Annotated in this window: 12 protein-coding genes and 1 tRNA gene; 9 read left to right on the forward strand and 4 right to left on the reverse strand. The window is 61.3% G+C overall.

The genetic code is table 11. The features are described from left to right. The first annotated feature begins 6 nt into the window (after nt 1–6). The 9 genes from HFO71_RS20940 (at nt 7) to nuoG (ending at nt 10,109) form a co-directional block, all read left to right on the forward strand. The gene (locus HFO71_RS20940) at nt 7–1,482 is read left to right on the forward strand and encodes an NADH-quinone oxidoreductase subunit M (RefSeq protein WP_131640132.1); all 1,476 of its coding nucleotides are present in this window, start codon (nt 7–9) and stop codon (nt 1,480–1,482) included. Then, nucleotides 1,479–2,936: an NADH-quinone oxidoreductase subunit N gene (locus HFO71_RS20945; RefSeq protein WP_131640133.1), complete on the forward strand. Its 1,458-nt coding sequence runs from the start codon at nt 1,479–1,481 to the stop codon at nt 2,934–2,936. The genes HFO71_RS20940 and HFO71_RS20945 overlap by 4 nt, the downstream gene beginning before the upstream one ends. Before the next feature lie 134 nt (nt 2,937–3,070). Then, a complete protein-coding gene (locus HFO71_RS20950) occupies nt 3,071–3,436 on the forward strand; it encodes an NADH-quinone oxidoreductase subunit A (protein WP_017961916.1) in 366 nt (121 codons plus the stop codon). After that, on the forward strand, nt 3,424–3,927 hold the full coding sequence (locus tag HFO71_RS20955; RefSeq protein ID WP_017961917.1) for a NuoB/complex I 20 kDa subunit family protein: 504 nt from the start codon (nt 3,424–3,426) through the stop codon (nt 3,925–3,927). Before HFO71_RS20950 ends, HFO71_RS20955 begins: the two co-directional genes overlap by 13 nt. Beyond that, nucleotides 3,924–4,460 (forward strand): NADH-quinone oxidoreductase subunit C, encoded by a 537-nt coding sequence (locus HFO71_RS20960; protein WP_063474343.1) that lies wholly within the window; start codon nt 3,924–3,926, stop codon nt 4,458–4,460. Before HFO71_RS20955 ends, HFO71_RS20960 begins: the two co-directional genes overlap by 4 nt. A gap of 29 nt (nt 4,461–4,489) precedes the next feature. After that, on the forward strand, nt 4,490–5,704 hold the full coding sequence (nuoD, locus tag HFO71_RS20965) for an NADH dehydrogenase (quinone) subunit D (RefSeq protein WP_027663739.1): 1,215 nt from the start codon (nt 4,490–4,492) through the stop codon (nt 5,702–5,704). Nucleotides 5,705–5,720: 16 nt separating this feature from the next. Beyond that, nucleotides 5,721–6,230: an NADH-quinone oxidoreductase subunit NuoE gene (gene nuoE / locus HFO71_RS20970; protein ID WP_131640135.1), complete on the forward strand. Its 510-nt coding sequence runs from the start codon at nt 5,721–5,723 to the stop codon at nt 6,228–6,230. A gap of 4 nt (nt 6,231–6,234) precedes the next feature. Then, complete coding sequence (gene nuoF / locus HFO71_RS20975) at nt 6,235–7,497, forward strand: NADH-quinone oxidoreductase subunit NuoF (RefSeq protein WP_168257961.1); 1,263 nt, start codon at nt 6,235–6,237, stop codon at nt 7,495–7,497. A gap of 32 nt (nt 7,498–7,529) precedes the next feature. Further along, complete coding sequence (gene nuoG, locus HFO71_RS20980) at nt 7,530–10,109, forward strand: NADH-quinone oxidoreductase subunit NuoG (RefSeq protein WP_221988386.1); 2,580 nt, start codon at nt 7,530–7,532, stop codon at nt 10,107–10,109. 75 nt (nt 10,110–10,184) lie between these two features. Here nuoG and HFO71_RS20985 read toward each other — a convergent pair whose 3' ends face one another. The 4 genes from HFO71_RS20985 to HFO71_RS21000 form a co-directional block, all read right to left on the reverse strand. Further along, nucleotides 10,185–10,625 carry a CBS domain-containing protein gene (locus HFO71_RS20985; protein WP_077977066.1) on the reverse strand — a complete coding sequence of 147 codons (441 nt, stop codon included), beginning with the start codon at nt 10,623–10,625 and terminating at the stop codon, nt 10,185–10,187. Nucleotides 10,626–10,669: 44 nt separating this feature from the next. Continuing rightward, complete coding sequence (locus HFO71_RS20990; RefSeq protein ID WP_077977065.1) at nt 10,670–11,236, reverse strand: NADH-quinone oxidoreductase subunit I; 567 nt, start codon at nt 11,234–11,236, stop codon at nt 10,670–10,672. A gap of 10 nt (nt 11,237–11,246) precedes the next feature. Next, nucleotides 11,247–12,248, reverse strand: coding sequence for an NADH-quinone oxidoreductase subunit NuoH (gene nuoH / locus HFO71_RS20995; RefSeq protein ID WP_077977064.1), 1,002 nt, complete (start codon nt 12,246–12,248; stop codon nt 11,247–11,249). Nucleotides 12,249–12,655: 407 nt separating this feature from the next. Then, a tRNA-Met gene (locus HFO71_RS21000) sits at nt 12,656–12,732 on the reverse strand. Nucleotides 12,733–12,782 lie beyond the last annotated feature (50 nt).

Here is a 12,782-nt window from a genome sequence, read left to right on the forward strand (position 1 = left end):
GGCGCGATGGGATTGCCGCTTCTGAGCTTCATAATTTTCACGCCCGTCGCCGGGGCAGCGGTTCTGATGTTTCTCCGCGGCGACGATGCGGTGCGCTGGACAGCGCTGGGTGTCACAATCCTCGACCTCGCCCTCTGCATCGCCATGCTGGCCGGATTCGACACCACGACCCACGAGATGCAGTTCACAGAGAAGCGCCCTTGGGTGCCCGCGCTCGGGATCACTTATGCGCTTGGTATCGACGGGATAAGCGCGCTCTTCGTGTTCCTGACCGCGTTGCTGGGTTCGATCTGTGTGCTCGCCTCGTGGGTTGCGATCGACCGCAAGGTGAAGGCGTTCATGGTCAGTCTGCTCTCCATGCAGGCGCTGATGCTGGGGGTGTTCTGCGCGCTCGACCTGTTCCTGTTCTACGTTTTCTGGGAAGCGATGCTGATCCCGATGTACCTGATCATCGGCGTCTGGGGCGGCGACGGCCGGATCTATGCGGCGTTCAAGTTCTTCCTCTACACTCTGGCGGGCAGTGTCCTGTTCCTGGTCGGTGTCATCGTGCTCTATTTCAACGGCGGCGAGACCTTCGACATCCTCGCCCTCACTGCACAGGATTTGCCATTCCGGGTCCAATCCTGGCTGTTCTTCGCCTTCCTGATCGCCTTCGCGGTCAAGGTGCCGATGGTCCCGGTCCATACCTGGCTGCCGGACGCCCATGTACAAGCGCCGACCGCGGGCAGCATCATCCTCGCGGGCGTACTCCTGAAGATGGGCGCCTATGGGTTCCTGCGGTTCTCGCTGCCGATGCTGCCAGAGGCGTCGGTATATTATTCGACACCGATGCTTTCGCTTTCAGCGCTTGCGATCGTCTATGGCGGGTTGCTCGCGCTGGCACAGGACGATCTGAAGAAACTGGTGGCCTATTCCAGCATCAGCCACATGGGCTTCGTGACCATGGGGATATTTGCGCTGAACCTCCGCGGGCTCCAAGGAGGTATCCTGCAAATGTTCAATCATGGCGTGACGACGGGCGCGTTGTTCCTGTTCGTCGGCTTGATTTACGAGCGGACCCATACCCGCAGCATCGCTGATTATGGCGGGCTGATGAAGGCAGCACCCGTCTATACCGCGTTTCTTGCGCTGTTTACTCTGTCGTCGATGGCGCTGCCGGGAACGAATTCGTTCGTCGGCGAGTTGCTGGTCCTGTCGGGCGGGTTTGCGGCCAACCTGGCCATCGGCGCGGCCGCCGTTGTGGGCGCGTTGCTTGGCGCGGCCTATCTGCTTGGCATGTATAGGAAAGTCGCGCTTGGTCCGGCCAGCGTCAGCGTCCGGTTCAAGATACGCGACGTGAACGCCCGCGAGCTGGCAGCGACCCTGCCGCTGGCCGTCTTCGTGCTGTGGGTCGGGCTCTATCCGAAGCCCTTTCTCAATATCATGGACGCTTCGGTGGAACATCTGCTGGTGCAGGTGCATGCCAAGGGGAGCGGCCAATGATCGTCGCCGCACTTTTCCAGTCGGCCCTCGCAAGCCTGCCCGAGATCGTGGTGATTACTGGAGCCTGCATCCTGCTGATCCTGGGACAGTTTTTGCGCAAGGGGCAGAAGTATTTCCTTGTCTGGGCTTCCGTCACGGTCGTGCTGATTGCCGCCTTGGCGACACTGATGCTGGCGGGAGAAGTGCGGCCGGCCTATACTGGCATGTTCATCGCCGACCGCTTCGCGGTCTTCTTCAAGTTCGTGTTCTACATAGCCACCATTCTGACATTCCTGCTTTCGCGGAAATATGCCGAAATCGAAGGGATCGGGAGCAGCGAATACTATGTCCTGCTGCTTTTGGCCCTTTCGGGAATGATGATCATGGCCTCGGCGACCGATCTCCTCTCGATCTACGTGGGCCTCGAGTTGATGGTGCTTTGCACCTACGTGCTGACCGGATTTCTGCGGCGTGAGCGGCGATCGAACGAAGCGGCGCTGAAATACGTAATCCTTGGTGCGGTCTCGACCGGAATTTTCCTCTACGGCGTTTCGCTGGTCTACGGGCTCACCGGCACGACGCAATTGGACGGTATGGCTGCGGCCGTGACCGGCGCTCCGCGCGACCCCGGCTTGCTGCTGGCGGTGGTCTTCATCGTCGCGGGGCTGGTCTTCAAGGTCGGTGCGGTGCCGTTCCACATGTGGGTGCCGGACGTCTATGAAGGCGCGCCGACGACGATTACCGCCTTCATGTCCGTGGGGCCTAAGGCGGCGGGGTTCGCGGTGATCCTGCGGGTGTTCCTCAACCCTCTGGTCGCAACCTCCAACGTTTGGATCATCGTCGCGGTCATTGCTGTGGTGACGATGGCGCTCGGGAGTTTCGTTGCACTGGTGCAGGATAATTTCAAGCGCCTGCTGGCCTATTCCAGCATCGCCCATGCCGGGTTCGCTCTTTTCGGCGTGGTGGCCGGCGGGGCGGACGGGATCGCCAGCGTGATGATCTATCTGCTGATCTACTCGCTCATGAATCTCGGCATTTTCGGCATCGTCATCCTGATGCGGAACGGCGATTTTTCCGGCGAGGTTATCGAAGACTATGCGGGTCTCGCCAAGTTGCATCCGGGGCTGGCACTTCTGATGCTGCTCTATCTGTTCTCGCTGGCCGGCATTCCGCCAACGGCCGGGTTCTTCGCCAAATTCTACGTGCTGGTGGCGCTCGTCGAGCGAGGGTTCGTCATCCTGGCGGTGATCGCAGTGCTGCTGAGTGCTGTTGCCGCCTACTTTTATATCCGCATCGTCATGGTGATCTACATGCGCGAGCCGGAAAGGACGTTCGACCCGGCGCTGACGCCCTTGGTGCGCGCGACGCTCGCCTTCACTGCTGCCGGCACCATCGGCATCGGCCTGTTTCCCGCATGGTTTTTAGGACTTGCCCAGCATTCCGTGTTGGCGGCTGACCGATTGAATTTGCAATGATCTGTCCGACGGAATAAACTCAAAGCTCAAGAAAGGATTGCCCAAGTTGCTTCCCGGGGCGACCGCATTACGGTCCTGAACAGGACGGTCGCGGCCTGAGGAAAGCTCTCAGTGGGTAACCGGTGCAGTGCGATATGGCTGCGATGGAATTCTTGCCGGTTCTTTTTATGATCGTCGGAGTCGTTCTGGTGACGGGGGCGACGCTTTTTGTCTCCTCGCTGCTGCGTCCGTCCAATCCCTATCCCGAAAAGAACATGCCCTATGAGTGCGGCATGGACGCCGCGGGTGAGGCCGCCGCGGGGCGCTTCAGAGTGCCGTTTTTTATCCTTGCGATCCTGCTGGTTGTCTTCGATGTCGAGACGATGTTCCTCTTTCCCTGGGCCGTCGTCCTGAAAGACATCGGGCTGGTCGGCTTTGTCGAGATGTTCGTCTTCATATTGCTGCTTCTTGTGGGCTTCGCCTACGCCTGGCTGAAGGGAGCACTCGAATGGGAGGCGTAAACAACGCGATCCGCGACAGCGTGCTGTTCACCACGGCCGAGAGCGTTATCAACTGGAGCCGAAGCTCGGCGCTGTGGCCCGAAACTTTCGGAATTGCCTGCTGCGCCATCGAGATGATCTCGGCGGGGTGCGCCCGCTATGATCTCGACCGGTTCGGCGTGGTGTTCCGGCCATCGCCCCGCCAGTCCGATGTGATGATCATCGCCGGCACAGTAACGCGGAAGTTCGCGCCCGTGGTGCGCCGCCTGTATGACCAGATGCCGGAGCCCCGCTGGGTCATCGCAATGGGCACCTGCGCTATCTCGGGCGGGGTCTACAACACCTACGCGGTGGTGCAGGGAGCGGAGACCTTCGTGCCGGTGGACGTGCATGTGCCCGGCTGCCCGCCGCGGCCCGAGGCGCTGATGCATGGATTCCTGCTACTTCAGGAGAAGATCAAAAAATCCCGAGCACTGGCCGGGACTCCTCTGGATCGGGTTGCAGCGTCATGAGTGTGGAGACGCCCCTCATCCGCACTACGATCACGGAGCGTTTCGGCGAGGCAATCGACGATCTTGGCTTCGCGCATGGTGTACATGCCTTCGCCGCTCCGCCTGACATGATCGTCGAGCTTTGCCGGTTTCTGAAGGAACACCCGGCGTTGCGGTTCAACTTCCTGTCGGACATCTGCGGGGTCGATCATTATCCTGAGATGCCACGCTACGAGACGGTGTACCACCTCTATTCGCTACCGAACAAATTGCGCGTTCGCATCAAATGCCGCCTCGCCGATCCGCCGCGGGTCCCGTCGGTGACGGGGATCTGGCGAACCGCCAATTGGCATGAGCGCGAAGCCTGGGACATGTACGGGATCAGGTTCGAGGGCCACCCCGATTTACGCCGGATCTACATGTGGGAAGGGTTCGAGGGCTTCCCGCAGCGCAAGGATTTTCCGCTCCGTGGCTACAAGGACAAGCTGAACCCGTTTGGCGCCGAAGGCACGCCGCCGACGCAGCCCGACCTCGCCACCAAGAACATTCCATAAGGGAGGCCGCTCCACGCCGGGAACTTAAAATGACCGAAGTCACCGAACTGATCAGCCCGCAAGGCGAAGCGTTCGACACCAAGGAGGTGCTTCTCAATCTCGGCCCCCAGCACCCCAGCACGCATGGGGTTCTTCGGCTCGTCCTGGAATTGGACGGCGAGTACGTCAAGCGCGTGGATCCACACATCGGCTACCTCCATCGCGGCACCGAAAAACTGGCGGAGAGCTTCACCTACACCCAGATTTTTCCGCTCACCGACCGACTCGACTACCTCTGTCCACCGTCGAACAACCTCGCCTTCGCGCTGGCGGTGGAGAAACTCCTCGGCATAGAAGCACCGATTCGCGCACAATATATCCGCGTGATGATGGCCGAGCTGGCGCGGATCTCCGGCCATGTCTTGATCACCGGCGCGCTGCCGATGGACCTCGGCGCCATGACCGCCTTGCTTTACGCCATGCGGGAGCGTGAAATGATCATGGATCTCCTGGAAATGATCAGCGGTGCGCGCATGCACACGTCCTTCTGCAGGGTCGGCGGAGTGCGCGAGGATCTGCCTGACGGTTTCCTTCCCAAGATCAGGGAGTTCTGCGACATCTTCCCGAACCGCATCCGCGACTATGAGCGGTTGCTCGAAAACAACCGGGTATTCCTGAAGCGCACGCAGGGGATCGGCGTAATCTCCGCCGAGGACGCCATCGATCTCGGACTGAGCGGCCCGAACCTGCGCGCCTCGGGCGTCGACTGGGACATCCGCCGCGACGAGCCCTATGAGATTTACGACCGGCTCGACTTCAATGTCATCACCCGCGACGAGGGCGACTGCTATGCACGCTGGCAATGCCGCGTCGAGGAGATGCGCGAGAGCATCCGGATCATCGAGCAATGCCTCGACCAGATGCCCGAAGGGCCGTTCCAGATCGACATGCCAACAATCGCCTTCCCGGTGGACAAGGATAAGGTGCATTGCTCGATGGAAGCACTGATCCAGCATTTCGACCTGTCGGCCTATGGCTTCAAGGTGCCGAAGGGCGAGGTCTATTCGGCGATCGAGGCGCCAAAGGGCGAGCTCGGCTTCTACATCATCAGCGACGGGTCGCCAAAACCATTCCGCATGAAGGTGCGGGCACCCTCGTTCGTCAACCTTCAGGGACTGTTCGGGGTGACCAACGCCCGCTATCTGGCCGACATGATCGCCGTGCTCGGCAGTCTCGACCCGGTGATGGCGGAGGTGGACAAGTAGCAGGGATTTGAATGCAATGACCATGCGCGAAAAGATAAAAGAGGCAGCGGCGCGGTATCCCGACCAGCGCTCTGCGATCATGCCCGCGCTTCTGATCGCGCAGAGGGAGCGTGGCCATCTGCCTGGTCAGGTGCTGGAAGAAGTCGCCGACACTCTCGGAGTCGAACGGATCTGGGTCTACGAGCTGGCGACCTTTTATACGCTCTTCCATACCGAGCCGGTGGGCATGTTCCACCTGCAACTCTGCGACAATGTTTCCTGCATGCTGTGCGGAGCCGAGGACCTGCTGAAGCATCTGGAAACGGCGCTGGCGATCAGCAAGGGCGACACCACGCCGGACGGGCTGTTCACGCTTTCCTCCGTCGAGTGCCTCGGTGCCTGCGAGATGGCTCCGGTGATGCAGGTCGGCGACGATTACCACGGCGCCCTTGATGTCGCGAGTATCGACGCGCTTCTTGACAGGTTGCGGACTGAGGCGGGGCAAGCGACAGGTGTCGATCTCGCCGCCACACCGCCCGGAGAGTAGCGCCATGTTCGAGCCGGTTCTCCTCAAGAATGTCGCCGTGCCGGACAGTCACCTGCTGTCGACCTACGAGGCTGGCGGCGGCTACCAGGCACTGGCGAAGGCGCTGCGCGAATACACGCCTGACGAGGTCGTTAACCTCGTCAAACAGTCCAACCTGCGCGGTCGCGGCGGTGCCGGATTCCCGACCGGCATGAAATGGAGTTTCGTGCCGAAGCAGGTCGACAAGCCGAAATATCTTTGCTGCAACGCCGATGAGGGCGAGCCAGGCACCTTCAAGGACCGGATCATCATGGAGCGCGATCCGCATCAACTCATCGAGGGGCTGGCGGTAAGCGCCTATGCGATTGGAGCCAAAACCGCCTATGTCTACATCCGCGGAGAATATGTGACGGCGATCCGTCGCCTTGAGGAGGCGATCGCCGAGGCACACGAAAAGGGTTATCTGGGATCGCGCATTCTAGGCTCGGATTTCAATTTCACCGTCCACATCCACTGCGGCGCCGGCGCCTATATCTGTGGCGAGGAGACCGCGATGCTCGAGTCCCTCGAGGGCAAGCGGGCGCAGCCGCGATTGAAGCCGCCCTTTCCGGCCGTGGCCGGGCTCTACGCCAGCCCCACAGTCATCAACAATGTCGAGACGCTCGCTTGCGTGCCGCATATCGTTGTGCGGGGGCCGGACTGGTTTCGGGACATCGGCCCGGACAAGAGCCCCGGCCCGAAGCTCTACTGCGTCAGCGGGCAGGTGCACAAACCCGGCCTCTACGAGTTGCCGATGGGCATACCGCTGCGCGAACTGGTCGATCACGCCGGCGGCCCGCTGCCGGGACGCAAGATCAAGGCGGTGATCCCGGGCGGGGTCTCAGCGCCGGTCATCCCGGAGCACGGGCTGGACGTGGGGATGGATTTCGACTCGCTGACTGCTGCCGGCTCGATGCTCGGTTCGGCCGGGGTGATCGTGATCGACGACACCACCTGCATGGTCAAGGTTGCCACCCGGATCATCGAATTCTTCCACCATGAGTCCTGCGGCAAGTGCACGCCATGCCGGGAAGGACTGAACTGGGTCGTGAAGGTCCTGCGCCGGATTGAGGCGGGGGATGGCGCACCCGGCGATCTGGAGCAGCTGGAGATGCTCTGCAAGGGCATTTTCGGCAATACGTTTTGTGCCTTGGGGGACGGCGCAGCGATGGGATTGCGGGCGGCGCTCGCGCATTTCCGCGATGAATTCGTCGCCCATATCGAGGAGCGGAGGTGCCCGTTTCACTGAAGGCGTGCGCCGGGATAGGACTGCGAGGAAGTATGGTTACCATTGTGATCAATGAACAAACTCTGGAAGTGGAAGCTGGCTCGACAGTGCTGCAGGCCGCCGAGCGTTTGGGCGTCGACATCCCGACCTTCTGCTATATGAAACGGCTGCCGGCGCTGGCCTCATGCCGCATGTGTCTGGTGGAGATCCAGGGGCTGCGGCGGCTGCAGCCGTCCTGCGCCACCGCGGTCACCGACGGTATGGTGGTGCGGACGAACACGCCTCTGATCGAGGAAACGCGCTCTTCCATGCTCGACATGCTGCTCGCCAACCACCCCCTCGACTGCCCGATCTGTGACAAGGGCGGCGAATGCGAGCTTCAGAACCAGGTGATGGCTTACGGGCCTCGCGAGAGCCAATTCCGCGATGACAAACGTGTGTTCCACTCCGAGGACATTCGTCTGAGCCCGGTCATCATCATGAACGTCAACCGCTGCATCCAGTGCCAGCGCTGCGTCCGGATGTGTGAGGAGGTCGTCGGCGCGGTGGCGCTGGGCACCGTCGAAAAAGGCATGGATACCGCCGTCACCGGCTTCGAGGGCAGTCTGGCAAGTTGCGACCAGTGCGGCAATTGCGTCGAGGTCTGCCCGGTCGGCGCGCTGATGAGCTTCCCCTATCGCTACAAGGCGCGCCCCTGGGATCTCATAGAGACCGACACGGTCTGCCCGCATTGTGGCACCGGTTGCCAGCTGACGGTGGGCACGCGCAAGGGCGAGTTCATGCGGGTGCGCTCGAAGTGGGACGAAGGTGTCAACCACGAAACGCTCTGCGTGCGAGGACGCTTCGGCCTCGATTTCGTTGCAAGCCGGGACCGGATCAAGCAGCCAATGATCCGTCACGATGGCGCCCTGGTTCCGGTTTCCTGGGACGAAGCGGGGGACTATCTGCGCCGGCGACTGTTGGCCGTCGAGAGCAAGGATGCCGGCGGGCTGGCCTCACCTCGCCTGCCCAACGAAGTGCTTTATCAGTTCCAGAAGCTGATGCGAACAGTATTTCGGACCAACAACATTGATTGTTCGTCACGCTGGGCCGCGCCCTTCGATACGCTCGGCCCGCTATTGGGAACTTTCTACAGCCGCACGCCGCTGGACGACCTAATCGGCAACGACTGCGTGCTCGTCGTCGGAGGCAATATAACCGAGGAGAACCCGGTCACCGAATACCTGCTGCGGGACAGCGCGCGGCGGCGGCAGACCGGATTGCTCATGCTATCGGCGCGGCCATCGCGTCTGGACGCCGATGCCAGGGTGGTGGTTCGTGTGCCTCCGGGCGGAGAAGCGGCGAGCCTTGCGGCGGTGGTGGCCGGTCTCGTGGCGGCCGCTGGTCAGGCCTTGCCGGGCGGCGCTGTTGCGGACATCGATGCGGCAATCGGCAGGCCAGCGGCGGGCGCCGGCAGTGACGGGCCGGATCGCCTGGCCGCCGCGCTCACGGAAGGCCGCAGCGTCACCGTGCTTGTCAGCGTCGACCTCCTGAGATCACCCGAAGCGCGTGCGACGCTGCAGCAGCTCAACAACCTGCTGCACGTTCTCCGCCTGCTAGGCAAGGGCCCGGCGATGCAGTTTCTCTTCGACCGTGCCAACCAGATGGGCGCCTGGGACATGGGGGTCCTGCCGGCGGCTCTGCCGGGGCTGCGGGCGGTCGCCGATGACGCGGGGCGCGCAACTCTTGCACGAAACTGGAGCGCCGAAATCCCATCTGAATCCGGCGCGGATCTCGACGCCATGCTGGAGCTCTGCGTCGGTGGGCGGATGGGCGCGCTCTACATCGTCGGAACCGACCCCCTGGTCGCCTATCCCGACCGGGACTTTGTGACGCGGGCGCTTGGCGCCGCCGATCTCCTGATCGTGCAGGACGCGTTCCTCACGGATACGGCGGCCATGGCCGAGGTCGTCTTGCCCGCGTCGGGCTACGGCGAGGAATCCGGAACGTTCACCAACAACGAGGGCCGGATCCAGAATGTTCGCAAATTCCGTGAGCCCGTTTTCGAGGCGCGAAGCAATCTGGCGATTGTCGACTTCGTCGCGGCGCTACGCAACCAGGCGCTGCGGCCATCGACGCAAGCTGAAATTTTCGACGAGATTGCCCGGCTGGTTCCGGCCTATCAGGGGTTGACGCAGGACGGGCTTGGCGTCGACGGCGCATTCACCAAGGCGGTGCCAACATTACCGGCTGGCCTGTCCCTTGCGCCGCCGCCCGTTCCAACAGCAGCCGACCGGCTCATGCTGATCACTGGCGACTGCCTGTTCCACAACGGATATCTTTCCGAACGGTCGGACATCCTGAACACAGTCGCCAACGATCCCTATGTCGCGATGAGCGCGCAGGATACCGCGGAGCTTGGCCTTTCGGATGGCGATCTGGTAATCGTGCGTTCCGGCCGAGGTGAACTGACGGCGCAGCTCAAGGTCGACAGGCGGTTTCCAAAGGGCCTCGTCTTCGTTCCGGAAAACTATAGAGCCTTGCGTCTCAACAGCCTGCTGCGGCGGGGCGAATATCCGTGCGCGGTGGAAGTCCAGAAGGCGCATGCCACTCTTGAGGTCGACCGCCCAAGCCGGATCTGGCGTGGGATCTGAAGATTTGGGGTCGGGGCACCGCAAGGCTCCGCAGCAAGCTGCCCGGCCCGGCGTCTTCACATCGAGTTGGCGACGTCAGTGATACCTGGTCCCGCATATGTAATCCTGCAGATCCTGCTCTGTACGCTGCGCTTCGTCGAGCCTGTGTTTAACCACGTCGCCGATGCTGACCACGCCGACAACGTCGCCTCCATCCGTGACCAGCACATGGCGCGTACGCCGCTGGGTCATGATCCCCATCGCGACGGGCAGCAAATCCTGTGTCGAACACGTCGCCACATTGCGGTTCATGATGTCCGCGGCCCGCTTTGCCGCCGCCTCGGCCCCGTATTCCGCCACCGCATTGCAGCAGTCCCGCTCAGACAGCGTACCGAGGTATTTGCCGTTCGATCGGCTGACGACGACGAAGCCGATATTGTTGTCTCGAAACAGCCGCAGTACCTCCACCATCGTTTGATCGGGAGCAACTGCGATGACACCGACACCCTTGTTTTTCATGATTTCACCGACAAACATCTAAGCCTCCTTCCGAGCGCTTCGGTTTGACAGCTGGCGCGCTTTCATGTTCGCCGGATATTCCGCCACCAGTTGTAGCCCTGCGTCTCTTTCGTCTCGACAAGTACGTCCTTCTTCGTATTCAGGCGCGCGGCAACCACGCCGCCGCCGGTTGCCGCCTTACCCGGCTTGGCGAGCAGATCATCGCACCCGATCACCAGGTCAGCTGAGGAAAAACTCGAGAATTCGTATTGTTGGCCAAGCGCGATCGCGTCCGCCGGGCAGGCGTCCTCGCACAGCCCGCAGAACAGGCAGCGGGCCGTGTCGATCTCGAATTTGGCCGGGTGCCGCTTGCCCTTCTCGTCCTCGTAGGGGACGACTTCGATACAGTCGCAGGGACAGATCCGCGCGCAGAGTTCGCAGGCCACGCACTTGATCTCGCCCTCTTCATCACGCGTCAGGAAGTGATGCCCGCGATAGCGGGAGTAGGGTAGCCACTTTTCCTTGTCCGGATACTGCATGGTCACGGATCTGGAGAACATGTAGCCGAAGGTCAGAGCCAAGGCGCTCGCCAGATCGGCAAAGAACGCCCAACCAATCCATGTTCCAACTCTGTCCTGCGCGCGCGACATCGCCGCCTCGCTACGGAGCCGCTACGGCTCCTAAAAGTACACCGGTTATAATTATGTTCGCCATTGAAAGAGGAAGCAAGACTTTCCATCCGATCGCCATCAGTTGGTCGTAGCGGTAGCGGGGGAAAGTGAAGCGGAACCAGATAAACACGTAGACGAAGAACGCGATCTTGAGCACAAACCACAGGAGCGGTGGCAAGGGAATCAGAACTCCGTTCCAACCGCCGAAGAACAGGATCACCACCAGGACCGACACAAGCAATACGATGGCATATTCGCTGACCATGAAGAAGGCAAAGCGGATACCGCTGTATTCGGTATGGAACCCGGCCCCCAGATCACCCTCCGCCTCCGCCAGGTCGAAGGGTATGCGCTGCGCTTCGGCGAGCCCGGCGACGAAGAACACGAAGAATCCGACCGGCTGGTAGACGATGTTCCAGACATCGGCCTGCGCCCGCACGATCTCGAGCAGGCTCATGGATTGCGCCAGCATGACCACGCCGATGACCGCGAACCCCATCGGGATCTCGTAGCTGATCATCTGCGCGCAGGTCCTGAGGCTGCCCAGAACAGCGTATTTGCTGTTGGAGGCCCAGCCGCCGAAGATCACGCCATAAACCTCGATCCCGATCACCGAGAAAACAAAAAGGAGCGCCACATTCATGTTGGAGACGTAGAGCGTGATCTCGTGGCCGAGGACCGAGATAGTTTCGCCGAAGGGGATCGCGACGAACACCACAAAGGGCGGGGCGAGCGCCAGGATTGGCGCCAGTTTGAACAGGAACCGGTCGGCCTCGGCCGGGATGTGATCCTCTTTGGTCAGGAGCTTGATTCCGTCCGCCACCGGCTGCAACAGCCCGTGCCATCCCACGCGCATCGGCCCCATCCGCTGCTGCATGTGCCCGGCGATCTTGCGTTCCAGCCAGGTTAGCGGCAAGGGTAGCAACAGCAGGATCGCAATCAGGAACGCGACCTTCAAGACGATCAGGCCAAGGGCGACGATAAGTTCCATGATCCCGGCTACTTATTCATCGGGTTGAAGCGCACGACCGGACTTTGGCTCCGGCTATACAATGAACACTGCGCGCTTGTCAGACTATATGGTACAACGGCGACGCACCTCATACAATGCCGACGCAGTTATGTCGTCGCTGGCTATGATGTGTCCAGGCTCAGGACGTTTTGAGACGAGTGGCTCGCTGTGCAAGATGAAAGCTTCGCGTTTCCTCCGGTTGCACCGCGCCATTTGCGTATCAAAAGCCGCCGAGGCTCTCATCGCTGCCGGATGAAAGTTCCGTGGCAGGCCAGCTGGCGTCCGGGGAGCTGGACACCCAGCAGAAACGCAAAAAGCTCCTCGACGCTTACGCGGAGGAGCTTTCTGTTAAGCGACTTGAATGGCAAAATATTCAAGTGTGTATTTGGTTGCGGGGGCAGGATTTGAACCTGCGGCCTTCAGGTTATGAGCCTGACGAGCTACCGGGCTGCTCCACCCCGCGCCATGTGCAAATCCCGAAGGGATTTGTCGCGTCTGAGTAAACGCCTTTGG

The sequence above is a fragment of the Rhizobium laguerreae genome, assembly GCF_019778565.1.
In the GTDB taxonomy this organism is placed as follows: Bacteria; Pseudomonadota; Alphaproteobacteria; order Rhizobiales; family Rhizobiaceae; genus Rhizobium; species Rhizobium laguerreae.

What these genes read in the sequence shown, in the direction of transcription:
- nuoD (WP_027663739.1), top strand. Translation starts at nt 4,490, where the DNA reads ATGACCGAAGTCACCGAACTGATCAGCCCGCAAGGCGAAGCGTTCGAC.
- HFO71_RS20955 (WP_017961917.1), top strand. Translation starts at nt 3,424, where the DNA reads ATGGGAGGCGTAAACAACGCGATCCGCGACAGCGTGCTGTTCACCACG.
- HFO71_RS20990 (WP_077977065.1), bottom strand. Translation starts at nt 11,236, where the DNA reads ATGTCGCGCGCGCAGGACAGAGTTGGAACATGGATTGGTTGGGCGTTC.
- HFO71_RS20945 (WP_131640133.1), top strand. Translation starts at nt 1,479, where the DNA reads ATGATCGTCGCCGCACTTTTCCAGTCGGCCCTCGCAAGCCTGCCCGAG.
- HFO71_RS20940 (WP_131640132.1), top strand. Translation starts at nt 7, where the DNA reads ATGGGATTGCCGCTTCTGAGCTTCATAATTTTCACGCCCGTCGCCGGG.
- HFO71_RS20960 (WP_063474343.1), top strand. Translation starts at nt 3,924, where the DNA reads ATGAGTGTGGAGACGCCCCTCATCCGCACTACGATCACGGAGCGTTTC.
- nuoG (WP_221988386.1), top strand. Translation starts at nt 7,530, where the DNA reads ATGGTTACCATTGTGATCAATGAACAAACTCTGGAAGTGGAAGCTGGC.
- nuoH (WP_077977064.1), bottom strand. Translation starts at nt 12,248, where the DNA reads ATGGAACTTATCGTCGCCCTTGGCCTGATCGTCTTGAAGGTCGCGTTC.
- nuoF (WP_168257961.1), top strand. Translation starts at nt 6,235, where the DNA reads ATGTTCGAGCCGGTTCTCCTCAAGAATGTCGCCGTGCCGGACAGTCAC.
- nuoE (WP_131640135.1), top strand. Translation starts at nt 5,721, where the DNA reads ATGACCATGCGCGAAAAGATAAAAGAGGCAGCGGCGCGGTATCCCGAC.
- HFO71_RS20950 (WP_017961916.1), top strand. Translation starts at nt 3,071, where the DNA reads ATGGCTGCGATGGAATTCTTGCCGGTTCTTTTTATGATCGTCGGAGTC.
- HFO71_RS20985 (WP_077977066.1), bottom strand. Translation starts at nt 10,625, where the DNA reads ATGTTTGTCGGTGAAATCATGAAAAACAAGGGTGTCGGTGTCATCGCA.